The sequence below is a fragment of the Maribellus luteus genome (assembly GCF_003576475.1).
Taxonomy (GTDB): domain Bacteria; phylum Bacteroidota; class Bacteroidia; order Bacteroidales; family Prolixibacteraceae; genus Draconibacterium; species Draconibacterium luteum.
The window spans coordinates 297382-321607 of the sequence record NZ_QWGR01000005.1; the positions used below are offsets into that span (position 1 = coordinate 297382).

Sequence of the window (24226 nt, forward strand, 5' to 3'; positions counted from 1 at the left end):
TAAAGTTTACAAAAATGGACATTCAATTAGCTGTTTTTATAGGATATGCTATTTTCTATATTGTTTTTGGTCTTTATATTCTAAGACCAATTCCCAATAGTTACAATTTATTAAAAATACAGATCAGACTTTTACCTTTCAATGCGAAATGGTTTGGGGCATTAATTATCATTACAGGAGTTTTTGCCTATCTCTATCTAAAAAACATAGATGGTTTTGTAAGAGAAAGAGATTACCTTTTTTATAATTTAAATACTGGTTTACTTCTTTTTCTTTTTTCAAAAGAACACAATGAAGATGAGTTATTTCAACACCTCCGAATGAAATCCATAGTTGTCAGTTTTATCAATGCTATGATTACAATTGGAATAATGTATCCAATGTTTTTTTTGAACAATGAAATAACTGACGACATATTTTTTGGTTTTGGATTTTTGACAGTGATGATTCAACTTTACTACCTTATTTATTTTTACTATTCGAAGTATAAATTGATGAAAGAGTAGGCTCTTTAATGAAAATTATATTGTAACTAAAACTGTTTCGAAACTTGCTTTTACATTAAAAAATACAAATCGAACAAGATCGAAAATTGAAAAACAGGCTAAAAATAGAACGCGCTGTCAAAAACCTCACACAAGACGACCTGGCGAAACAAATTGGCGTGTCGCGACAAACCATTAACTCTATTGAAACGGGTCGCTACGTTCCGTCTACTGTCTTAGCACTGAAAATCTCAGATATCTTTGAAAAAACAGTAAATGAGATATTTGAACTGGAAAACTCCGATTGATTATTTCAACACAACCTTCACAAAAACCGGAAAATGATCCGAAGGGAAACGTTGATTCTTAGAATCGGTTAAAGTAGCATATTTCAGTACTTTCACTTTCGAGTTCACAAACACATAGTCAATCCTGTTCTCCTGCGGAGCATCCATTTTAAATCCCTGGAAAGTTCCGGTTGGGCCATAAGGCGGCTCTTCGGTAATGTCGCGGCTGTCGGCCATGTATTTTTTGATCATACCAATCGGCTCAGAGTCCGGAGTAAGATTGAAGTCGCCTGTCAGAATCACTGGAAAACCACTGCCCCCTGTAATCTCTTTCATTTTATCGCGAATCAGCAATGCCGAGTTTTTACGAGCTTCCACTCCCCTGTGATCAAAATGAGTATTAAAAACAAAGAATTTCTTACCCGTTACCTTTGATTGAAATTTCCCCCAGGTAACCACCCGGTTGCAGGCTGCATCCCAACCCAAGCCAGGCTTGTCACAATTTTGGGAAAGCCAGAAATGTCCATTCTCCAAAAGAATAAATTTGGCTTTGTTAAAAAAGATGGGAGAAAACTCGCCTTCCTTCTCGCCATCGTCACGTCCAACACCTATCCATTCAAAACCCGGCAAACCGTTCTCAATGTCCGTAATCTGCCCGTAAAAAGCCTCCTGCAAACCAAAAATATCAGTGTCGTAAAACCTCAGCAGGCCATTTACCATGGTAATCCGGTTGGGCCAGGCATTTTCGCCGTCAGCCGGAGTGTTTAAACGTATATTGAAACTCATGATATTCATTTCCTGTGCAAATAATGTAAATGGAAATACTATTAAAATGAACGCGAAGATCTTTTTCACCTGAATCTATTTTAGTTAAAATTTTATTTTTCGATCAAATATCCTTTGAATATAAATACTGTGTCTCAATCCGGGAAGAAGCAGCCGTCCGTCAGCAGACGGATCATTACTCTTCACTCTGAATTGTTATTCATGTTTGTTTTAAGAACCTATTCTTCACAAAAGTTAAACTGTTCGTATTTAGTATCTTTTTGAACTCCCTCAATAATTGTGCGCCTGAATTCTTTTTGGCCTTTAACAACAAAACGATAGCAAAAATCCACGATTTCATCTACGTAATCCGTCATGGGTTTATTCGCTATTTCATGCGCAGCACCGCACGAAGTATGCAGCCAGTAAGGCACTCCCAGTTTATCGAGCTTTTGTGCAATGGTGTACGACCCGTGTAAAACAAGGTAGCCGGGTGCATCTTCCGCACAATAATGGTGAGGGGCCGTTGCATAGGGCACCAGGTTATCGTCGGTTCCGTGAAACAAAAGCGAGGGAACTGCCGCCCCATCGTACACGGCAGCTGTGTCGACAATGGCACCGGCCATTCCGATAACTCCGGCAAACGATACCGGCCCCGATTCAAGCCCGTAACAATAAGGAGGTTTATAGGCAGTTACCAATGCCGTTTCGGCTCCGGCACTGCTCCCTGCAAGAATTATTTTCTGAGGGTCGATCCCAAACTGTTCCCGGTTTTCGATTAAAAAGAAGGTAGCATCCTGAAGGTCCTCCACCGCTGCGTTAATCGTATTCAGTTTTTCATTGGTCGGACATTCGCAGCCAAAACCACCGGGTTTTCCTTTCCGGGTAAGCCGGTACGAAATAGAAGCCACTACATAACCCCGGCTGGCCACCTGTGTGCAAAAATCCACAATCATCTGTCCATTCCGGGTTCCGCCACTAAAACCACCGCCATGTACAAAAATAACCGTAGGCCGCTCCGTTTCAGAATCTCCCTGTGGCAGGTAAATATCCAGGTCCAGGTTTTCGCCGTCTTTGGTTGCATACGTGGCTGTTTCTGTTGAAATTTCGTCAAACCAAACTCCCTGGTATCGTTCCTGAGCTGCGGCAACAAACACAATACACACAAAAACGATACTTGCTATCCAGTATTTATACATGCTCTTTTTGTGGTGAATATATAATTTCGGGCGAAGGTGTGCAAAAGAAAAATGGAATCCGTAATGAATTCCATTTCTTAGGGAGTTCCCTATTTCTTATCTTTTTATCTTCCTGATTTCGGTTCCTTAATTACCAAACGGCGGACCAAAATCACAAAACACTGAAAAACAAGTACCTGAAAAAATCAGCCAAAACCACAGGTATTCACATTGGGAATTTAGCTCCCGATATGGGACTAAAACAAAAGGTTTTTCCGATCCGAATAACGAAGTTCGTGCTGCAACAGCCAACGTTTTTTATCGAGACCACCGGCATACCCGGTTAATTTTCCGTTTGAACCAATAATCCGGTGACAGGGAATAACAATCGGGATGGGATTTTTGCCGTTTGCCAGGCCTACGGCACGTGTATTTTTCTCCGATCCCGAGCGAAGAGCAATGTCGAGATAAGAAGTGGTATCTCCGAACGGAACTTCAGCCACCAGGTTCCATACTTTTTTCTGAAATTCGCTTCCCTGCGGACTTAAGGGCAAATCGAAAGTAAAGCGCGTACCTTCAAAATATTCGTTCAGTTGCTGAATTACTGTCTCCGTTAGCTCCGGCAGTTTAGCCGAAGAATCTTCTTCATGGCCGCAAAAAGCGATTGAAACAAGTGCGTTTTCTGTTACACTTATCTTCAGCCACCCTACCGGTGATGAAATACATTGATCAAAAACTTCTGCCATAACGTAAAAATCCGGTACCCCCGAAGATACCGGATTTCATCCAAATTCAACTATGTTACTCACTAATAACGCTCTCGTTTGGTGTATTTCGTATGCAGCAAGTGGTGCGAGACCTCGCCCAGCGGCTCTTTCAGGAAATCTTTGTACAACTTGTGGATTTCAGGATTTTCATGCGATTTCCGGATCGGCAGTCCTCTATCTTCGGCATAAATAGCTTCTGCCCTTTTTTGCCTGATTTCGGCATTGGTAGGGATGGGTTGTCCTCCTCCGCCCAAACAGCCGCCCGGGCAAGCCATAAACTCGATAAAATGATAATTGGCTTCACCGCTTTTTACGGCATCCATCACACTCTTCGCATTGATGAGCCCATGAGCCACCGCACATTTCAGTTCAACACCATCCAGAAAAGCCCACTCTTCTACCGGATTCTCAATTTTCACGGAAGCTTCGCGAACCCCATCGATTCCGCGCACGGGTGTAATATCGAGGTTTTCAAAGGGTACATCTCTGCCGGTAACAATTTCGTAGGCTGTTCTTAAAGCAGCTTCCATCACTCCGCCGGTTGCACCGAAAATCACCGCCGCCCCGGTTGATTCGCCCATCAGACGGTCAAATTTAGCAGGCTCCAGCTTTTTAAAGTCCAACCCGGCTTGTTTGATCAGAATAGCCAGCTCGCGTGTGGTTAACACATAATCCACGTCGCGGTAGCCGCTGTCGTGCATTTCCGGGCGGTAAGCCTCGTATTTCTTGGCTGTGCATGGCATGATCGAAACCGAAACAATTTTATCGGGCTCCAGGTTCCGGGCTTTGGCATAATAGGTTTTTGCCAGCGCGCCAAACATCTGTTGCGGTGATTTACAGGTTGAAAGATGCTTCAAATATTCGGGATACATATGTTCGACGTATTTGATCCATCCGGGCGAGCAAGAAGTGGCCATCGGTAATTTCACCGTTTCATCCTTGTCAACCAACACTTTTTTCAGACGGGTCAACAACTCTGTTCCTTCTTCAATAATTGTCAGGTCGGCTGTAAAATCGGTATCCAGCACCGAATCGAATCCAAGCCGCTTCAAGGCTGCCACCATTTTTCCGGTAACACTTTCACCGGGCTCCATTCCAAGCTCTTCGCCTAAACCAACACGCACAGCTGGAGCCGTTTGCACAATAACGTGCAGGTTTGGATTGGCAATAGCTTCCCAAACCTCTTCGATGTAGTTTTTCTCTACAAGCGCTCCGGTAGGACAATGGTTCACACACTGCCCGCAATTGGTACACACCACATCGCGCATCGCCTTTTCAAAAAACGTCGTAATCTTCATCTGGTCACCTTTGTGTGCCACAGTAAGCGCATTTACTCCCTGCAACTCGGCGCAGGTACGCACACAACGCTGACAGCGAATGCATTTACTGTCGTCTTTCATGATGGACGGAGAATACATATCGATCGAAAATTTCTTCAGCGGAACCAGCTCAATGAATTCCTGGGTCATAATTTTATACTCCGACGCCAGGGTTTGGAGCTCACAGTTTCCGTTTCGGTAGCATTTGGTACAATCGGCATTGTGCTCTGCCAATAAAAGCTCGATGATCTGCTTGCGCGAGTTTCGCACCTTCAGGCTATTGGTAAGAATTTCCATTCCGTCTTCGCAAGGCGTAGCACAGGCAGCCGACAATCGTTTTTGCCCCACTACTTCCACCACACAAACGCGACAGTTTCCGGCCACACACAGATCTTTGTGGTAGCACAAAGTCGGGATCTTTATCCCTTCTGATTCGGCTGCTTCCAGGATGGTTTCACCCGCTTTTATTTCCACGGGGTATCCATTGATGGTTATATTGACTTTTTTACTCATTTTGATGTTCCGTTTTGGTTAATAGATCATTTCCTCGCGAAAATTTTCGACAATGGAAGAAAACGAATTGGCCACCGACTGCCCCAGCCCGCACTTGGCGGTGTACTGCATGGTTTCGGTCAAACGCAAAAGCTTATCGAGATAGGCAGCTGGTTTGTCGCCCCGCTTAACAGCTTTTATCCCCAGCAAAAGCTGCTGGCAGCCCACCCGGCAAGGCGTACACTGTCCGCACGATTCTTCCCTGAAAAACTCCAGGTAATTGTCCAGCACATTGAACATCGACCGCGAACTATTGAAAAGCATCATCGATCCCCCGGTCGGCAGAGAAATTCCGGTGAGCTTGCCTTTAAACCCAATCGCGGCATCTTTGAATTTTTTGCGCGGTACCAAAAAGCCGGAAGCTCCGCCTACCTGCACCGCTTTGGTATCCCCGTCTCCAAATTCATACACAAAATCCTGAAGACTCATTCCCAGTTCCAACTCGTAAATTCCGGGTTTTGGAGTATCTCCTGAAACCGAAAACAGCTTGGTACCGCGGGAATACTGCACTCCGAGATCGTAGAATTTTTTGGCGCCATATTTAAATATGGTGAAGGTGTGTACAAGCGTTTCCACATTATTGATCACCGTTGGCTTTCCCTGGTAACCAGCCTGAGTGGGAAACGGAGGCTTATTCCGGGGCTCACCGCGCTTGCCTTCCATCGATTCCATCAGAGCGGTTTCTTCGCCGCAAATGTAGGCACCGCTGCCCATGAACACCTTTATTTTAAAATCAAGCTTAATCTCCCGGCAGTAGTAATCAAACTCATCGATCACTTTTTCCAGTTCTTCCTTTAAAAACTTGTATTCGCCCCGCAGGTAAATAAAACCTTCGCGGGCGCCGGTAATATAGCCGCAAATGGCCATTGCCGTAAACACTTTGTAAGGAACACGCGAAAGTATCTCGCGGTCTTTGAAAGTACCAGGCTCTCCCTCATCGGCATTACAAATCACGTATTTTTCATCCGATTCGGCTTCCGAAGTCAGTTTCCATTTTAATCCCGTAGGAAAACCGGCTCCGCCCCGCCCTTTCAGTTCCGAACTGATTAGTTCGTTGATCAGGTCGCGGGGAGTCTTTTTTATTGTGTTGGAAAGTACTTTCTCCCAGTCGTTCTCATTTCTGAAAATGAAATCGACACGTTTCAGTTGGTGTGAATTTGCCATGGATGTAATTTTAGTGGTAACCGTTATTGCCGTTCTGTTTCATGTACTCAGAAAGTATTTCGCGTACTTTCTCGGGCGTGAGCTCCGTATAAACCTCATCGTTTATAAGCATGGCCGGAGCCTTGTGGCACCAGCCCAGACAGTTGGTTTCCAGAAGCGTGAACTGATGATCGGGGGTTGTTTCCCCCAGTTTGATCTTCAGCATGTCCTGGATGGCAAACAGTACCTGGTTCTTCCCTTTCATGGCACAGGTAATGGTTTTACACACCCTGATGGTGTACTTTCCGGTTGATTTGGTTTCGAGAAAAGAATAAAAAGTAGCTGTTCCATAGACATCGGCTGCGGGAATGTCCATTTCCCGGGCAATCTCGATCATCGATAACTCAGAGAGGTAATGTTCTTTCTCCACCACTCCTTGCATAATCGGCAAAAGATTCTCCCTTTTGCGTCCATGAATATCAGCCAGGTCTTTGACTAAAGTTTGGATCGGATCCATGAGATAAGTTTTTGGTTGTAAAATGGCTATTAGTTGTTATTGTTAAGCAGAGCGCCCAAGCAGGCCGGTTCGGTCGTTGAATACTGGTTGATTTTTTTTACGATTTACCACAATCGTTCTCTAACAAAAATAAGGAGGCAAAATCTAAAATAACAGAAGTTTTACCCTGTAATATAATGTTATTCAGCATCTTTAGTAAAATAACTCCCCAAAAACGGACAATTGAGCCAATTAACTAACATTTGTCATGTGAACATATGTTATACAATATATTTTTGGGGCGGGTCTGTCTGTGTAGTCTAAATAAGCCTCAAAAAATTAAGGATTTTTTAATCTTTAATATCAAAATCAGCCTTTGTATTCGGTTTTTTTTGCTTAATTTTAGAGAGCCAGAAAACAAGAAAACAATACATCATGAAAACAGTTATCCTCACCAATGTCATTTTTATCTTATGGCTATTCCCTAACTTAAGCCGGGCGCAGGTTGTGACCGTTTCGGGGTATGTCAATAACAGCACAAACGGAGAAGCCATCGAGAATGTAAGCATCCTGGAATCCAACTCCGGAATTGGTACCATCTCCAATAAAAATGGATTTTACCGGCTCGTTTTACACGGAAGCGACATCCAGTTAAAAGTTACAACCGAAGGATTTAAAGACTTCACTCAACAGCTTGCATTAAGCGCTGACACCACATTGGTTGTAAAACTCGAACCGAAGGCTGATGACAAACGTCGTCAAAAGAAAACGGAAGAAATACGGGCACAAGTAAAGCCTGAAAAGAAAATAACAGACCGCAGAACCTGGAATCTGTTTTAAACCATCAGCGCTACTAAGGAATCATTTCCTTTATAATCTTCCCCTGGCATTTGTCGGGTACCGGAATATTCAGTAATTGGGAAAGCGTAGGCACCAAATCCACCGCCTCGTATTTGGCCCGAATGATCTGATGTGAAATACCGTATCCGTAAAACACCAGCGGAATATGCGACTGGTCGTTGTAGTTCACTCGTTTAAACTTGTATCCGGGCTGCCAGCCTTCCTTTAAAAGGTACAGGAAGTCGCCTGAGCGGTTTTTATAGTAAGAAGTATACAAAGGTTGGAGCAAACCATTGGCAGAGCTTCCCTGCTCAAGCTGGTGAGCCGGTAACGCCAGCTGAACGCCTTCGAACTGGTTGATAAAATTGGCGGCCGACTCGCTGATCTCATTCAGGTCGAAACCTTTCTTCTTAATCAACTCATGATCGAGGAAAAGCTGCAGATCGCTGGTATGTTCAATCCATTCTTCGGATCCGTAAGTATTATTCAGATACAAAGTCAGCAAAGCAAGCGCACGGTCGATGTTAAAATAATCCACCGGAAGATGAAATTCGTCTTTCAGGTATTCAACCGGGTACGATGCCGAAGAATTGGAAGTAAGAAAGAACAACACATTTTCTTTTCCGTACTTTTTTTCCACGCCATCAACCAACTCGGCCAGGTACTGATCGAGGTAAAGGTACGAATCCTCCATTTCGAGCGAAGACGGTCCAAAAGAGCCGTTTTCATAATCCATTGAAGAGAATACCACGCTCACAAAATCGGTAACATCATCGTCGCCAATCCCTTCATTGTCCATCAACTGCAGGGCAAAATCCTTGATCATCAGGTTGGCAGAAGGCGTTGTTTTAAATGGCCGGAAGTTCTCTGTTTTTTTGATGTATTTATTTACGGCGTGCGGAAACGTATTGAACTCGCCAAAATATCCTCTTTCCAGCAAATAATCATCACGCGTAGCTTCGGTATATTCGGTCTCGGGCAACAATGTCACCCAGTTACGGTAACTGTAACGGGCCGCGTAGTTCTCGCTGTTAAACAACCTTACCCAATCCGGAAAATTACTCACATAAAAAGAACTGGAAATCATTCTTCCCGAAACAATATCGAACCAATAGGCTCCGTCCGCAGCATGGCCGGCGCTAAATATCGCAGACTCCCGATTCAAGCCAACACTGAACACCTTCGATTTCCCCATCGTAAACATCTTCAGGCTGTTGGTAACCGTATTCGACAACAACCGAACCGGCGAAGCATCACCTTCATCCGTATCAGCACCTACTGTCATGTAGTAGTCGTCTTCCGTACAATCGATTTCTTTCTTTTTAAGCCGGTCGTACCAGGTGTTGTTCACAATCCCGTGAATGGAAGGAGTTACCCCGGTGTACAAAGTGGCCATTCCGCTGGCATAGTTCTGAGAGTGAAGGGTAAGCTTTACGTTGGTACAAACGGCACCGTTCGAATAGAGCTTTTTAAATCCTCCCGGTTGAAATTTGTTCCAAAACCGCTGTACATAATCTGGCCGCATGTTCTCGACCACAATACCCACCACCACTTTGGGGCGCGATTCCTGAAAAATTTCCTGGGCTACAACTGCCGATGTAAAAACAAACTGGGCCAAAAGCCCTGCAATAAATACCTTAACTCTCATATTTCCTTCCACTATTAAGCGTCCAAAAATACGAAATGAAATGGTTCGTACAAAGACAGAATCCGCCCTGTTTCATTTTTTCTGAAAATATAATTTTTTGGATATCAACCGTTTCTGCCCCCGAAGAAAAATAATCGAAAAAAATACTTCACACAGGTAGGGTAAGCGTTTCGAAATTCGGTTTACTAACAAAACACTCAAAATTAAATAATGTCATGAAACGAATTTTTGGAATCTTATTTTTGGGCTTAGCCGTGTTTTTGTTTGCGTGCAACAACGACGACACCAACACACCAACACCGGATGACGAACTTCTGGCGGAGAAATCGGCGCAGGTTACTTTGAACGAAGTTAAAATAGAAGCTGCCACTACCGAATCGGAATACGAGGTGGAATTTTTTGCCAATATGGAAGGACAACTCACCCGCTGGTGGCGTTTTGGCAACCGCTTTCAATGGAATCAGAAACTCAGGTACAAAGCCAGCCACTGTCCCAATGTTTCCATTGGCATGCAAGGCGAGGAAGACTACCCAAAAACGCTTACACTTGATTATGGCGACAGTACCGTTCTTCGGAACGGAAAAGTTCTGAGCGGAATCATTGAAATTTACATTTCGGCTCCGCGCTATACACAAGACTTCGAAAAAACAGTAACGTACACCAACTTCACGGTTGATTCGGTCACCATCAACGGTTATACATCCATCATCGTCGACAAGGTAGATACGATGTTCCGTCAGCACATTTCGGAACTTACCTTTACACTGGCCGATGGCACCGTAATTGAAAGGTTGTCGGAACGCACCTGGCAATGGCTCGCAGGCATGGACACTGAAGATAATCAGAGCGACGACGTAATAATAATTACAGGCGGCGCCACGGCAAGCATGACCAAAGACGGAGTGACTGACACGTACACAAAAGAAATTATCAATCCGCTAAAAAAAGTGTACGACTGCCGCCACATTGTAGAAGGAACCATTACCATTACACTGAACGGCACGTTGATAAGTACACTGGATTACGGAAACGGCGAGTGCGACGAAGTGGCCACAATGACCGACAGCGAAGGCAATGTACGGGAAATGGACCTGGCAAAACATCAATTCAGAAACAAGCATCAATCCGGTAAATAAGTATATAAAAGAGTGCCCGGGAAGTAAACTTTCCGGGTGCTTTATTCTGAATTCTGCTTTATCTTTGAAAAAACACCATTGATTAAAGGCCATTTTGACGCAACAGGAATTTAAAGAGCTATTCGAATTGCATTTTGCCCAGGTTCGCAACTATGTTTTCTACCGTTCGGGAGACACCGAAATTGCTACCGACATTGCCCAGGAAACTTTTATGAAAGTGTGGGAAAAGAATGGGTCTTTTTCGGCAGACCGGATAACAGGCCTGCTTTATAAAATTGCCAACGATCTTTTTATCTCACACTACCGAAAGGAGCAACGTTCTTTCCAGTTTTTTAAACACTACCGGCCCGAAGCAGAAACCCGCTCACCCGAGGATGAACTGGCTTTTGAACAGTTAAAAACCAGGTACGACAAGGCCTTGCAACACATGCAGGAGAACCAGCGAACGGTGTTTTTAATGAGCCGGGTTGAAAACCTGAAATACACCGAAATTGCCGAAATGTGCATGATCAGTGTAAAGGCAGTGGAAAAACGAATGAAAAAAGCACTTGAATACCTTCAGGTGAATTTGAAAGCCAATGAGTAACAAAAACATACATAGCGAAGATTCTTTGAACAACGAACATTCCTTTTTGGGGAAAGGAAAAATCGTCTGGGAAAAGTCGGATGCCGAAGTGTGGGCCGAACTGGAAAAGAAAATTTCAGCTCAACCGGCAGTAAAAACAATACCGCTTCGCTCCCAAATTTTCCGGTGGTCGGTGGCAGCAGTATTGCTGATTCTTGTTGGACTGGCAGGAATAGCGACCTTTTATTCAAAAACCATTGGAACCCTGCCCGGAGAACACCTGATCGCTTTTTTGCCGGATGGTTCAAAAGTGGAACTAAATGCCAGCTCTACACTCACTTATTATCCGTTAAGATGGAAACTGCAACGAAAACTTGATTTTGAGGGAGAAGGATTCTTCAATGTAAAAAAGGGTGAACAGTTTTTGGTGAAGTCGGCCAACGGAAGCACCCAGGTGCTGGGAACTTCGTTTAATATTTATGCGCGTGACGAAAACTACCGCGTTACCTGCCTGACAGGGAAAGTGAACGTTAGTACTTTATCGGGTGACCACATTGTGCTTTTGCCCAATAACCATGCAGAATTGGAAGAGGGAAAACTGGTAATGAAAAAGATGTTTAATCCGGAAAGGGCCATTGGCTGGACCAACAACCAGTTCTTTTTTGCAGGCCGCCCGTTAAAAGAAGTCATCGACGAAATTGAACGACAATATGCTGTTACCATAGAACTTGACCCTCAGTTAAATAATCGTAACTTTGGAAGCAATTTCTCAAAAAAGCCCAACGTTGAAGAAGTGCTGGGCCTTGTTTGCAAACCCATGAATCTTAAGTTTGTCAAACAATCGGAAAACGTATACCGGATCGTTGATAAAAGTTAATGCTAAAATCAGGTTGTCTGGGGATTTTGCTGCTGCTCGTGTTTCAATTAGCCGCGCAAACGCCCGAAAGAATAAAAGTAACTGCCCGGAAAACCCCGCTGAATCAGGTACTGCTTGATTTAAAAGAAAGTTATGGCTTTCAGTTTGCCTTCGACAACGACCTTCTTTCCCAATACCCGGTTTCAGCCAACCGCGAATTTAAAACGGCAGAAGAAACCCTTCGCTTTTTAATCAAAAACCTTCCGCTGGAGCTTGAAAAATCCGACGATGTATTTCTGATCATCCCCCGGCAATCAGAACCCCAAACAACCAACACCCAAATCTCCGGCCAGGTACTGGAAGCTTTTACAAGCGAGCCTTTGCCTTTTTCCTACGTTTCGGTAAACCGGACTCCGGTACAAACCGACCGTAACGGGAACTTCAATTTTATTGCCTCCACCGACTCCAGTTTTACCCTGCGAATATCGCACCTTGGCTACTTTGTTTACGACACGGTGGTTTCAAACAGCTTAAACCGGAGGTTCTTTTTAATGCCGCGCATTGAGAGCATTCGCGAAGTCAAGGTACGTGGCAACCCCATCGAAAAATCAACATTGATCGGCGACAAAGCTGGCTACATGAAGATCAACCACCAGATTGCTCCCATCCTGCCCGGCCACGGCGACAATTCTATTTTCAATTTATTGCGGTTAATGCCTGGAATTCTGGCCGCCGGCGAACAATCCAACAACCTGCTGATTTGGGGTGCCTACGAAGGGCAAAGCAAAATTCAGTTTGATGGTTTTACAGTTTTCGGACTAAAAAATTTCAACGATAACATCAGCGTAGTCAATCCTTTCATGGTAAAAAACATTGAAGTAATGAAAGGCGGATACGAAGCCCGTTACGGCGACCGGGTGGGTGGAATTATTGACATTACCGCCAAAGACGGTTCGCTTCAAAAACCCGGTTTTATCCTGAACATTAATTCCAACACCGTGAATACCATGGTACAAACACCCATTGGCAAAAGATCCTCGCTGATTGCAGCATACCGTCAAACTTATTATCCGCTGTACGACCCGTCTGAACTCTCTTTTTTTACCCGCCGCCCCAGTGGCTCCGGAAAAGGCAACAACCCGGGACAAAACATCCTTTCATCTTCGGTTGATTTCAATGTAAAACCTGATTATGTGTTCCGCGATGCCAACCTGAAATTTTCGCACCGGCTAAAAAACAAGGCGCAATTCTCGCTCAGTTTATACGGCGGTGGCGACGATTTCAATTACAATATGGAAGGAGAAGTAGCAAGAACCATCATCACCCAGTCGGAAGGGGAAAAAAACCAGCAGATTGGAAGTTCGGCACAACTCAGCTATCCATGGAACAACAGCAACGTTACCAATATAACAGCTGCCTATTCCTATTTTCAGCAGGAATTCTCTGAAAAAAATGAGCTTTACAATTCGCGCACCGATATTTTGAGAATCACGCGCCACTCGGATTCCGAGAATCAGGTGGATGAAGCCAGGGTCAACGCAGAACACACCTTTTCGTTCAGAGAAGGACATAAAGTGATCGCTGCGTTGGGAATGGTGCGAAACAGCGTGCAACTCAACCGGACTACACTCGAAACCAACACCTTGAATTACGACCGTTCCCTTTCGCGCCTGGTTGCCTATGTTCAGGATGAACTACCGCTTGGCAGTATCCTGAAATTAAATGCAGGCGTACGAGCCAGCTATATCACCGATCCGGGGAAATGGTATGTCGATCCACGGGTATCGGCCTCGCTGAATGTTACCAAACAGCTCAAATTCAATGCTGCCTGGGGAATCTACCACCAGTTCCTGGTTAAAACAACCGTGGTGGATAGTCTGAATAATTTCACCGACTTTTGGATCAATGCTGACGATGAGAATATTCCGGTGCTGGATGCAATGCACACGGTGGCCGGGCTGGCTTACAACCATAATGGATGGACCGCCAGCATTGAAGGATATTACAAAACCACCAACGGATTGACGCGCTACTATGCCGAAAACAAACGTTTCGATGCCGGTTTTTATGAAGGCAAAGCCCGAACCTACGGAATGGATGTTTTCCTGAAAAAAGAATACAAACGCCACATGGCCTGGGTGTCTTATTCGTATTGCCAGGCCGAAGAGCATTTTCCTGTCTATTGGCGGGAATACTATCTCCCGGCCCCGCAACAGCAAAAGCATGAGCTAAAACTGGCAGGAATCCTGAATTACAAATCCTTTTATTTTTCAAGCAGTTATGTCTACGGATCGGGATTCGAGCGTTTTGACATTGAAACCGAGAGCGGGAAAAAACTGGATCAGCCCTACAAACGACTGGATGCATCGCTGGTTTACAAATTCAAACCTGGCAAGGTGAAAGCCGAAGCAGGAATTTCCGTGTTGAATGTGCTCAATACGGATAACATCAAATATTCAAACCTCAGGCTAAGTTCTACCGACGATCTGGATGTGGTGGGCGTTTATGCCGATGCCGTTTCCTTTACACCAGCCCTCTTTCTGAAGCTTGAATTCTGATCGGACGGTTCAGAAAACCATTGTTAAACTTCAGAGATATTTTTTCCGTTTTTCAATTTTTACTGAACTAAAATTCATCAAAATGGTTAGTTTAGGCAAAACAAAGTTCTTTAATACATTTATATGAATAACAAATACCTTGCGAGATTTTTAAACATCGTAGAAAAGGGCGGCAATGCCCTTCCGCATCCCGCAACTCTATTTGCTCTTTTTGCTTTATTGGTAGTACTTCTATCGGGATTCCTTAGTCTTTTCGATATTCATGCATTACACCCCCGTACCGGTGAAATGATAGAACCGGTGAACCTGCTATCGAAACACGGCATAGGCCGGATACTGGAACAAATGGTCACCAATTTTACCGGCTTTGCTCCGCTTGGAACCGTTCTGGTCGCCATGCTCGGAATTGGAATTGCCGAAAGCAGCGGTTTTATTGCCACTGTGCTGCGTTTGCTGGTAACATCGGCACCCAAACGCCTGTTAACATTCGTCATTGTTTTCTCCGCCATATTATCAAACACGGCCAGCGAAGTTGGCTACGTATTGCTGGTGCCGCTGGGCGCTATCATTTTCCTGGCTGTTGGACGACACCCGCTGGCAGGAATGGCTGCGGCTTTTGCCGGAGTTTCGGGCGGATACAGCGCCAACCTGCTGCTGGGCACCATCGACCCTCTGTTGGCAGGTCTCTCAGAAGAGGCTGCCCACATTATCGATCCGGAATACATGGTAAACCCCGCTGCCAACTTCTACTTTATGGTGGTTTCCACCTTTTTTATCGCCATTGCCGGAACCTGGGTAACCGAAAAAATTATTGTTCCCCGTTTGGGTGTTTACGAAGGTGATGAAAAACCGGAAGAATTACGAAAACTAAATTATTACGAAAAGCGCGGGCTCAAATTCTCCATCGTTGCCGGCGCTGCGTTAACGGCCTTTATTCTAATCGGAATTTTGCCCGAAAACGGCTTCCTCAGAGGCGAAAACGGAGATGTACTGCATTCGCCATTTTTGAAGGGAATTGTTGCCATTATTTTTATTGCTGCTGCCGTTTTGGGTGTGGCCTACGGTATTGGCGCAAAAACCTACAAGAACGACACCGACGTAATGAAAGGCATGGGAAAAGCCATGGAAACCCTCGGAATTTACATTGTTCTTACCTTTTTTGCAGCTCAGTTTGTTGCCTATTTCAAATGGACCAACATCGGGTTGATCTTTGCCATCGAGTCGGCACACTTTATTAAATCGCTTGAGCTGGGCTCCATCCCGTTAATGATTGCTTTTATTGTTTTGGTCGGAATTCTGAACCTTTTTATGGGAAGTGCTTCGGCCAAATGGGCCATTCTGGCGCCCGCTTTTATCCCTATGTTTATGTTGCTGGGCTATTCTCCGGAGCTGGTGCAAAACACCTACCGTATTGGCGACTCGGTTACAAACATAATTTCTCCCATGATGTCGTACTTTGCGTTGATAGTGGCATTCTTTCAGCGTTACGATAAAGGTGCCGGCATCGGGACAATTATTGCCACCATGCTGCCCTACACCATCTTCTTCTTTATTGTATGGGTACTGTTGCTGGTCGCGTGGTTATTACTTGGCTGGCCCGTAGGACCTGATTCAGGACTTTTTTACCCGGCAGCCGCTTAAACAAACATTGAAACATACCCAATGATGCAAACCTACATTTCCATTCTGCGGGGCATTAATGTAAGCGGAAAAAACCTACTGAAAATGACTGATTTGAAAAAGCTGTACGAACAGTTGAGTTTTCAGCAGGTGAGCACTTACATTCAAAGTGGAAATGTAGTTTTTGTAGCTTCGGAGCAGAAGACAGAAACACTGGCAGAACGAATCTCCCACCAAATTAAGTCAACTTACGGTTATGACGTTCCGGTACTTGTGCGCACCATTGAACACTGGCAAAACATTGTGGCTAATAATCCTTTTGCGAAGGACGCCTCAAAAGATCCGGCGTTTTTGCACGTAACTTTTCTGGCGGCTGCACCGGAATCAAATCATCCCGACGCCATTTTGTCCAAAGCAATGGAAGGCGAAGAAATTCACATAACGCCCGAAGCAGTTTATTTGTATTGTCCGCATGGCTATGGACGAACCAAACTAAACAATACTTTTCTGGAAGCCAGACTGGGTGTTTCGGCTACCACCCGTAACTGGAAAACCACACAAAAGCTGTTGGAAATAGCCCAAAACATTCAGCAATAAAACTAAATCGCACACCTTTGGAAATACATGATACCTGGATATAGAATGAAATCTGAAGGATTAGCAGGAGTTATGAATGATGAATATCGATTAACGATTGCAGATTGACGATTTCAAGAAACATTGACAGGCAGTACTAAAGTGCATGACTATATTCATTGTTAGCTGAAAATGATTCAACATTCAAAAATTAAAGAAGGAAGAACAACAGTCACAAGCCAAAGAAATTTTGCTACCAACCTGAGAATAAAAAAATCATGATTCCGGAGAATCACCAATAGAAATGAAAGTTTAGATGTATAATCCTATCCGGGATTTGCTTTTAACTTTTAATGCAGAACATTCAATGTAGAATTCCCAATATCCAATTTTCCGAATTTTGTTGGATATTTTACATTCAAAATTGAGAGTTGGATATTTATTAAAATTGACTTTCAGAAAAAAAACCGCCCTTAAAAGAGCGGTTTCAGTATAAGTTATCGTGCAAACAACAACTCCCGGTACTTCGGAAGCGGCCATTTTTCGTTATCAACAATTAATTCCAGCTTATCGATGTGCTCACGAATATCATCAAGGAAGGGACGTACTTCTTCGTTGTAAACCCTGGCACGCTTGTGAATGTCTTCAATTTTGTTGGCGCGCGCCCGTGTCTCCGTCATTTCCTTGCGCTTGGCTTTAATGGCCGATACATGATTTCCAATTTCACGAATCAAATCAAGACGTCCGCCCGCCATCGATTCGTATTCTTCCGCATCGAAAACATCCTTCAGGTATTTCACATTTTGCAACAACATGGTTTGGTATTCAACCGCAGTTGGAACAATATGATTGATGGCCATATCTGCCAGAACGCGCGCTTCAATCTGGATCTTCATGATGAATTTTTCGAACTCAACCTCCACTCTTCCGCGCAGTTCCGATTCATTAAGGACACCCAGCTTGCTAAACAGCTTTTTGCTCTCCGGTCGCAAGTAGGCTTCCAGCGCTTCCGGCACATCGTTTACGTTAGACAAGCCGCGTTTTTTGGCTTCTTTCACCCAGTTATCGCTGTAACCATCGCCGTTAAAGCGAATCGGTTTCGATTTGATGATCAGCTCCTTCAGAACCTGAAAAATTGCCTCATCCTTTTTCACACCTTTTTCAACCAGCTTGTCTACTGCTACTTTAAACTTCTGCAATTGATTTGCCACCAAGGTATTCAGCACAATGATCGCCGAGGCGTTATTGGCCGACGAGCCCACGGCACGGAACTCAAAACGGTTACCCGTAAAAGCAAACGGCGAGGTCCGGTTTCGGTCGGTATTGTCGAGAATAATCTCGGGAATTCGTCCGATGTTAAGCTTCAGGGCTGTTTTTTCGTCCGGTGTCATTTTCCGGTCTACCACTGTCTCTTCCATATGGTCGAGCATGTTCGAAACTTCCGTTCCCAGGAAAACCGACAAAATAGACGGCGGCGCCTCATTGGCACCCAAACGGTACGAATTGGAAGCGGTTAAAATACTCGCCCGCAGCAAATCCTGTCCATCGTAAACAGCCTGAATGGTGTTTATCACAAACGTCAAAAATTGCAGGTTCGACTTTGGATTTTTCCCCGGTTTACACACATTAACGCCGGTATTGGTAGTAAGCGACCAGTTGTTGTGCTTACCCGAGCCATTGATGCCGGAAAATGGTTTTTCATGAAAAAGAATGCGGAACTTGTGCTTCCGGGCAATCTTCTGCATAATATCCATCATCAGCTGGTTATGGTCGTTGGCCAGGTTGGCTTCTTCGTAAATCGGTGCAAACTCAAACTGATTGGGTGCCACCTCGTTGTGGCGAATTTTCACCGGAATCCCCAGTTTGTACGCTTCGTTTTCCACATCCTGCATAAAGCGGTTGGCGCGCGTCGGGATCGATGAAAAATAGTGGTCGGCCAGTTGCTGATCTTTGGAAGAGGCATGCCCCATCAGTGTTCTGCCGGTAAGGAGCAGATCGGGACGCGCCATAAACAAAGCCTCGTCAATCAGAAAATACTCCTGCTCCCAACCCAGGTTTGTCTGTACCGACGTCACATTTTTATCAAAATACTGGCACACTTCCGTTGCCGCTTTGCTTACGGCCTGCAGCGCACGCAAAAGAGGTGTTTTGTAGTCGAGCGCCTCACCGGTATACGAAATAAAAATCGTAGGAATGGTCAAGGTAGTTTCGCTGATAAAAGCCGGTGAAGTTGGATCCCAGGCTGTGTAGCCACGCGCCTCGAACGTTTGGCGGATACCACCATTGGGGAACGAAGAAGCATCGGGTTCCTGTTGCGCCAGCAAATTACCCGAGAACGATTCGATCACTCCCCCATCGGCACCGTGCACAATAAAAGCATCGTGCTTCTCGGCTGTTCCGTCGGTAAGCGGATGAAACCAGTGCGTATAATGCGTAGCTCCGTTTTCAAGCGCCCAGGCTTTCATTCCCTGCGCTACCTGGTCGGCCATTTTACGGTCGATGGTGGTGCCGTTCTCAATCGCGTCGATTACTGCTTTGTAGGCCTCACGCGACAGGTATTTCTTCATTTTTGTTTTATCGAAAACCAGCATTCCAAAATAATCCGACACCAGGTTTTCTTCCCTGACAATCTCATCCGGTTTGCGGTTTAGCATCTCTTCGAGTGCTTTAAATCTGAATTGTGCCATTGTATGATGTTTTTGTCTGATAAATGTCTGGACTCAAAAATAGCATTAATCAACCTATTCCTACATCACAACAGGGCACTATCTTAAAAATTTATCATTATTTCTCATTTAACTCTATCTGCAAAGGGGCCACCAACTCAAAAACAGACAAAAAAGAACGATCTTTGATTACAGAAAGAGCTGAACCTTGATTTGATATTTGCTTCAACAAGCAGTATTTTTCAACCAAAATCAAAAAATGAATGAACAAGGCTGAAATTCTATATAAAATTCAAAATTCAGACACCAAAAAAGTAAAGATCGCTTTCTCCGACATCGATGGAATTTTGCGCGGAAAGTACATCCACCGCGACAAGTTCCTGAGTTCAGTGGAAAACGGAATTGGCTTTTGCGATGTAATTTTTGGATGGGATTGCAACGACAAATGCTACGACAATTCGGAAATAACGGGCTGGCACAGCGGCTACCCGGATGCCAAAGCCCACATCGATCTTTCTACTTTCCGCGAAATTCCCTGGGAAAAAAACATCCCTTTCTTTTTGGGAGATTTCAGCAAAGATCCTCAATATGCCAAAGCCGTTTGCTCGCGAAGCCTTCTTAAAAGAATCGCCGACCAAAGCAAAGCGATGGGTTTTACTCCCATATTCTCGCAGGAGTTTGAGTGGTTCAACTTTAGAGGAACACCCAGTGAAATAAGTGCCGGTAATTTTGATGAACTAAACCCCATCACTCCGGGAATGTTTGGATATTCACTTATCCGGACCTCGCTCAACCAGGAATATTTTCATGAGTTGTTTGACCTGCTGGAGCAATTTAACATTCCATTGGAAGGAATGCACACCGAAACCGGGCCGGGAGTAATGGAAGCCACTGTGATTCATGACGAAGTGGTAAGTGCTGCCGACAAGGCTCTTTTATTCAAGACATCGGTAAAAGAGATTGCTTACCGCCATAATTTTGTAGCCACCTTTATGGCCAAGTGGAATGTAAAACTACCCGGCAGTGGAGGGCATCTTCACCAAAGCTTATGGGACCTGGAAAACAGAAACAACCTGTTTTTTGATGCGAACGATCCGCACAAAATGAGTGAAACCATGAAACAATACATTGCCGGGCAACTGTATTGCCTGCCCGATATTTTGCCGATGTTTGCACCCAACCCCAACAGCTACCGGCGGTTAAGCGGTGGAGACTGGGCACCGTCGACCCTCACCTGGGGAATCGACAACCGCACCACTTCCATTCGTGCTATTCCCGGAGCGCCTCAGTCAACCCGTATTGAAACCCGGGTGCCGGGTGCCGACACCAATGCTTACCTGGTAATGGCCGCCGCACTTGCTTCGGGCTTGTATGGCATAAAAAAGCAGTTGAAGTTGGGCGAAGCCACTACCGGCAACGGTTATCAAAACAAAGGCGGCGGCGAATTACCCGCCAATTTAGAGGAAGCCACAAAAAAAATGGCAGGATCAGAGATTGCTGCTGAACTTTTCGGACATGAGTTTGTAAAACACTTTACCGCCACCCGCGAATGGGAATGCCGGCAAATCGACAGGAATGATCCGAAGTGGGAACTAAGAAGATATTTTGAAATTATTTAGCTTATTTTTGGGAGCAAACAGCAGGCAATGGAAATACGCGATTATGCACAAATAATTAAACTCGCATGGCGGGAACTGGACGGCGACCGACACGAAATAAAAGGTGTTTTTGATGTTAGCGCCCAGGTTTCGACCAACCACGTTTACAAGGTATCGTTCTACAAACGCGAACCGGTTTTTGCCAAACTTTCGGAATACGGCAATTTTGAAGACTTCAGAGAAGACCACATCATCATAAACAACCTGGCCAATAACCTCGAATATCCGTACCAGATGTTTTTGGCGCAGTCGCTGGTAAAACGCAACGAGTTGTTTATTTACCGCTACCACGAGCTAAACCGAAGCGCCTGGGTGGTGTTTTACAACCCGATTCTGATACGCGAGAAACTGCCCCGGCGCCTGGAAGAAAAGCACATAAAAAAGCTCGGACGCGAACTGGCCCGTTTTCACAAAGCCTGTACAAACGTATCCAACCAGTTGCCACATTCTTCAAAAAATGTGATCATTGATATTCAACGTCTGAAACGGTCGATTTACAAGGAAGAAATAAAAATGTGCGACTCGCACCGCGATATGATCCTTCGTCATGCCGACTGCTTTCTCGAAAATGCCGACAAAGCCAATTACATGACCGAGATTGAGACGATCCCGGTTTTTGTGGACTGGAACATTGGTAACTTTTCGGTAACCGGCGATGGTAAGTTTTATTCCCGCTGGGATTACGACTGGTTTCGCATGTCGTCGCGCGTCATGGATTTTTATTTTTTCAGCCGCGTGGTTTCCGATGTGGGCGACCGCACTGTTTTCAGCTACCTGGTGGATACCCTGATGGAAGACCGCTTTATGATATTCCTGAAAGAATACCACCGGATTTTCCCGCTAAGCGTTGCAGAAGTCCGACTAATCAAAGAAACCTACCGTTTTTTTATCCTGAATTACGTAATCAAAGACGGTCCGTACTTTTTCCGGAAATACTATTCCAACAAACTTATTAAAGAGGCTTACGACACCTATTTCCCGGCAATGGATGCCAATTACCGGGTGGAAAAAATATTGAAGACTTTAAAATTATAGCAGAATGTTGCGAACAAAAAGTTTTAAAAGTATTGTAACCAATTACAAAGCCGTATTTTTTGATGCCTTTGGAGTGCTTAAAAACCACAGTGGATTGATCCAGGATATCAATCAGACTTTTGAATACCTTGAGAAGAAAGGCATTTACTATTATGTACTTACCAACGACTCGTCACGCAGTCCGGAGGAGCTTTCCAACTGGTACATAAAACGAGGTCTAAACTGCATTACCACCGACAAAATTCTGTCGTCGGGAATGCTGGCCATGGAATTTTTTAAAACCAAGTTGCAGGACGGTAATTCGGTGGCCTACCTTGGCACCCGGGAATCGGCACACTACATTGAAACAGCAGGTTTGCATACCGTTCCGATCGGCGATGTCGACTTAAACCACATCGACCACATACAATCGTTTGCCTTTCTGGACGATGAAGGTTTCGACTGGAACGTTGACATCAACAAATCGATCAACCTGTTGCGCAAAAAAAACATGAACGTGGTGGTTGCCAACACCGACAAAAACTACCCGGTAAACAAAAACGACATCTCGATAGCCATCGGCGGTCTCGCCGACCTGGTGGAAAAAATCCTTGGAAAGAAATTCATCCGCTTCGGCAAACCCGATGCCCAGATGTTTTTGCTTGCTTACGAACGTGCACTTCAGGACATTCGCGTAAAGAGAGATGAAATACTAATGGTGGGCGACACACTTTACACCGACATCATCGGCGGAAACAAATTCGGACTGGACACCGCACTGGTTCTTTCAGGAAATACACTGCCCGAAATGGCAAGTATCCGCATTGGAAGTTCCGGAATCATTCCCACATACGTGTGCGAATCGGCCGTAATTGAACCTTAATGCTATTCAAAGCCAGACTGAGGCTTGCCCAGCTCTTTTGAAATTTGGCGAAGCGCCTCTACCAGCACCTTATCCTTTTTTCGGCCTTTTGATGAAACCCGGATGTGAAATTTATCCATTCCGGTTTTATTGGAACAATCACGCACATATACACCAAACTCCTCCAGCAAACGCATCTGCACATCGTATGCGGTTGAACCGCCCTTGATCTTCAGCAAAATAAAATTACTCCCGGTGGGATACACTTCAAATCCATCAATCCCCTTCAGTTGATTGAATAGCAAGTCCACATCGGCTATCACTTTATTCCTGGCCACGTGGTATTCTTTGTCCGTTTCGCGCAGCTGCGTTAAAAAATACTCGGCCAAAGTATTGATATTCCAAACAGGAAGTACATTTCTGATCTTTCTCAGAAACACCTCGTTGGCCGTACAGCAATAGCCCAACCGCAAGCCGGGAACTCCGCAGTGTTTGCTCATACTGCGCACAATGATCAGATTCGGGAATTCAGCCACATGTGGAATAAGTGATGGTATTTCATCCGCCGCAAAATCAATAAACGACTCGTCCACCAGGATCAGTTTCAGGTGTTGCATCCGCCTCAGAAACCCCAGCATTTCATCCAACCCAATAAGCTGTCCCGTCGGATTTCCCGGATTAATGATCAGTGCAGTGTCCGGTTTTTCCTGCTCCAACCATTCGGCATATGCATCCAAATCGAGCTGATAGCCTTTTTCGTGCGGCAACTGAAAAAGCTTCACTTTTCCTGAATGCTCAAGCTTCTCGATGTATTCACTAAAAGTTGGAACGGGGATCCCCATTTCTGAAACCAGCTGGCTTTGAATGATTGTTATGAGTTCTGTGGCTCCGTTTCCGATCACCAGATGTTCGGGCTGCGCATGCACTACCGAGGCGAGCTCCTTTTGCGCCAATACCGGGTTACTCGATGGATAGAACTTAATAAGTACCGGCAGTTTCTGCTGAATTTTTCGCAACAACGCCTTCCCCGGAAAATAAGGATTTTCAATAAAACAAAAATCCACCACTTGATCCAGCCTGTCTTCACCCACAATATCCACCAACGATGGCGAATGTGAAGTTTCGTCAAACAAATACCGGTCTATTTTTAGCCTGTTCTTATCCATAGTTTCGGGGCACAAAAAAACACAAAAAAAGCTGCACCGCGAACGGAACAGCCTTCTTTATTTTGCAAC

Annotated in this window: 21 protein-coding genes; 12 read left to right on the top strand and 9 right to left on the bottom strand. The window is 44.8% G+C overall.

The window, feature by feature from the left end; genetic code table 11:
- The first annotated feature begins 14 nt into the window (after positions 1–14).
- Positions 15–506, top strand: a complete 492-nt coding sequence (locus D1614_RS11455) for a hypothetical protein (protein ID WP_119438068.1) — start codon at positions 15–17, stop codon at positions 504–506.
- 86 nt (positions 507–592) lie between these two features.
- A complete protein-coding gene (locus tag D1614_RS11460; protein WP_119438069.1) occupies positions 593–793 on the top strand; it encodes a helix-turn-helix transcriptional regulator in 201 nt (66 codons plus the stop codon).
- On the opposite strand, the gene D1614_RS11465 is transcribed toward D1614_RS11460, so the two are convergent.
- The 6 genes from D1614_RS11465 to D1614_RS11490 form a co-directional block, all read right to left on the bottom strand.
- Positions 794–1558, bottom strand: coding sequence for an endonuclease/exonuclease/phosphatase family protein (locus D1614_RS11465; RefSeq protein ID WP_206609988.1), 765 nt, complete (start codon positions 1556–1558; stop codon positions 794–796).
- A 218-nt stretch (positions 1559–1776) separates the two neighbouring features.
- Positions 1777–2736, bottom strand: a complete 960-nt coding sequence (locus D1614_RS11470) for an alpha/beta hydrolase (protein WP_119438071.1) — start codon at positions 2734–2736, stop codon at positions 1777–1779.
- Between the two features lie 236 nt (positions 2737–2972).
- Positions 2973–3461 (bottom strand): methylated-DNA--[protein]-cysteine S-methyltransferase, encoded by a 489-nt coding sequence (locus D1614_RS11475; RefSeq protein WP_119438072.1) that lies wholly within the window; start codon positions 3459–3461, stop codon positions 2973–2975.
- 62 nt (positions 3462–3523) lie between these two features.
- Positions 3524–5314 (bottom strand): NADH-dependent [FeFe] hydrogenase, group A6, encoded by a 1791-nt coding sequence (locus D1614_RS11480; RefSeq protein ID WP_119438073.1) that lies wholly within the window; start codon positions 5312–5314, stop codon positions 3524–3526.
- Positions 5315–5332: 18 nt separating this feature from the next.
- On the bottom strand, positions 5333–6517 hold the full coding sequence (locus D1614_RS11485; protein ID WP_119438074.1) for a complex I 51 kDa subunit family protein: 1185 nt from the start codon (positions 6515–6517) through the stop codon (positions 5333–5335).
- A 10-nt stretch (positions 6518–6527) separates the two neighbouring features.
- Positions 6528–7013 (bottom strand): NADH-quinone oxidoreductase subunit NuoE family protein, encoded by a 486-nt coding sequence (locus tag D1614_RS11490; RefSeq protein ID WP_119438075.1) that lies wholly within the window; start codon positions 7011–7013, stop codon positions 6528–6530.
- Between the two features lie 414 nt (positions 7014–7427).
- Between D1614_RS11490 and D1614_RS11495 the strand changes: the two genes are divergently transcribed.
- Positions 7428–7832, top strand: coding sequence for a carboxypeptidase-like regulatory domain-containing protein (locus D1614_RS11495; RefSeq protein ID WP_119438076.1), 405 nt, complete (start codon positions 7428–7430; stop codon positions 7830–7832).
- A 13-nt stretch (positions 7833–7845) separates the two neighbouring features.
- Here the strand turns inward: D1614_RS11495 and D1614_RS11500 are convergent, their stop codons facing one another.
- On the bottom strand, positions 7846–9480 hold the full coding sequence (locus D1614_RS11500) for an alkaline phosphatase family protein (protein ID WP_119438077.1): 1635 nt from the start codon (positions 9478–9480) through the stop codon (positions 7846–7848).
- A gap of 215 nt (positions 9481–9695) precedes the next feature.
- Here D1614_RS11500 and D1614_RS11505 point away from each other — a divergent pair, with 215 nt between their 5' ends.
- The 6 genes from D1614_RS11505 to D1614_RS11530 all read left to right on the top strand — a co-directional run bounded on the left by D1614_RS11505 (position 9696) and on the right by D1614_RS11530 (position 16812).
- Entirely contained in the window at positions 9696–10616 is a 921-nt protein-coding gene (locus D1614_RS11505) for a hypothetical protein (protein WP_119438078.1), read from the top strand.
- Between the two features lie 94 nt (positions 10617–10710).
- Entirely contained in the window at positions 10711–11202 is a 492-nt protein-coding gene (locus D1614_RS11510) for an RNA polymerase sigma factor (protein WP_206609989.1), read from the top strand.
- Positions 11195–12058 carry a FecR family protein gene (locus tag D1614_RS11515; RefSeq protein WP_119438080.1) on the top strand — a complete coding sequence of 288 codons (864 nt, stop codon included), beginning with the start codon at positions 11195–11197 and terminating at the stop codon, positions 12056–12058. Before D1614_RS11510 ends, D1614_RS11515 begins: the two co-directional genes overlap by 8 nt.
- Positions 12058–14595, top strand: a complete 2538-nt coding sequence (locus D1614_RS11520) for a TonB-dependent receptor (RefSeq protein ID WP_119438081.1) — start codon at positions 12058–12060, stop codon at positions 14593–14595. Before D1614_RS11515 ends, D1614_RS11520 begins: the two co-directional genes overlap by 1 nt.
- Before the next feature lie 123 nt (positions 14596–14718).
- Positions 14719–16236 (top strand): AbgT family transporter, encoded by a 1518-nt coding sequence (locus D1614_RS11525; RefSeq protein WP_119438082.1) that lies wholly within the window; start codon positions 14719–14721, stop codon positions 16234–16236.
- Positions 16237–16257: 21 nt separating this feature from the next.
- The gene (locus D1614_RS11530) at positions 16258–16812 is read left to right on the top strand and encodes a DUF1697 domain-containing protein (protein ID WP_119438083.1); all 555 of its coding nucleotides are present in this window, start codon (positions 16258–16260) and stop codon (positions 16810–16812) included.
- Between the two features lie 476 nt (positions 16813–17288).
- Here D1614_RS11530 and D1614_RS11535 read toward each other — a convergent pair whose 3' ends face one another.
- Positions 17289–19478 carry a glutamine synthetase III family protein gene (locus D1614_RS11535; protein WP_119438084.1) on the bottom strand — a complete coding sequence of 730 codons (2190 nt, stop codon included), beginning with the start codon at positions 19476–19478 and terminating at the stop codon, positions 17289–17291.
- A 242-nt stretch (positions 19479–19720) separates the two neighbouring features.
- Between D1614_RS11535 and D1614_RS11540 the strand changes: the two genes are divergently transcribed.
- From D1614_RS11540 to D1614_RS11550, 3 genes are read left to right on the top strand one after another with little or no spacing between them, the layout of a single operon-like run.
- On the top strand, positions 19721–21076 hold the full coding sequence (locus D1614_RS11540; RefSeq protein ID WP_119438085.1) for a glutamine synthetase family protein: 1356 nt from the start codon (positions 19721–19723) through the stop codon (positions 21074–21076).
- Positions 21077–21103: 27 nt separating this feature from the next.
- A complete protein-coding gene (locus D1614_RS11545) occupies positions 21104–22150 on the top strand; it encodes an aminoglycoside phosphotransferase/kinase family protein (protein ID WP_119438086.1) in 1047 nt (348 codons plus the stop codon).
- A 4-nt stretch (positions 22151–22154) separates the two neighbouring features.
- The gene (locus tag D1614_RS11550) at positions 22155–23012 is read left to right on the top strand and encodes an HAD-IIA family hydrolase (protein WP_206609990.1); all 858 of its coding nucleotides are present in this window, start codon (positions 22155–22157) and stop codon (positions 23010–23012) included.
- 2 nt (positions 23013–23014) lie between these two features.
- Here the strand turns inward: D1614_RS11550 and D1614_RS11555 are convergent, their stop codons facing one another.
- Entirely contained in the window at positions 23015–24157 is a 1143-nt protein-coding gene (locus D1614_RS11555) for a pyridoxal phosphate-dependent aminotransferase (RefSeq protein WP_119438087.1), read from the bottom strand.
- Between the last annotated feature and the right edge of the window lie 69 nt (positions 24158–24226).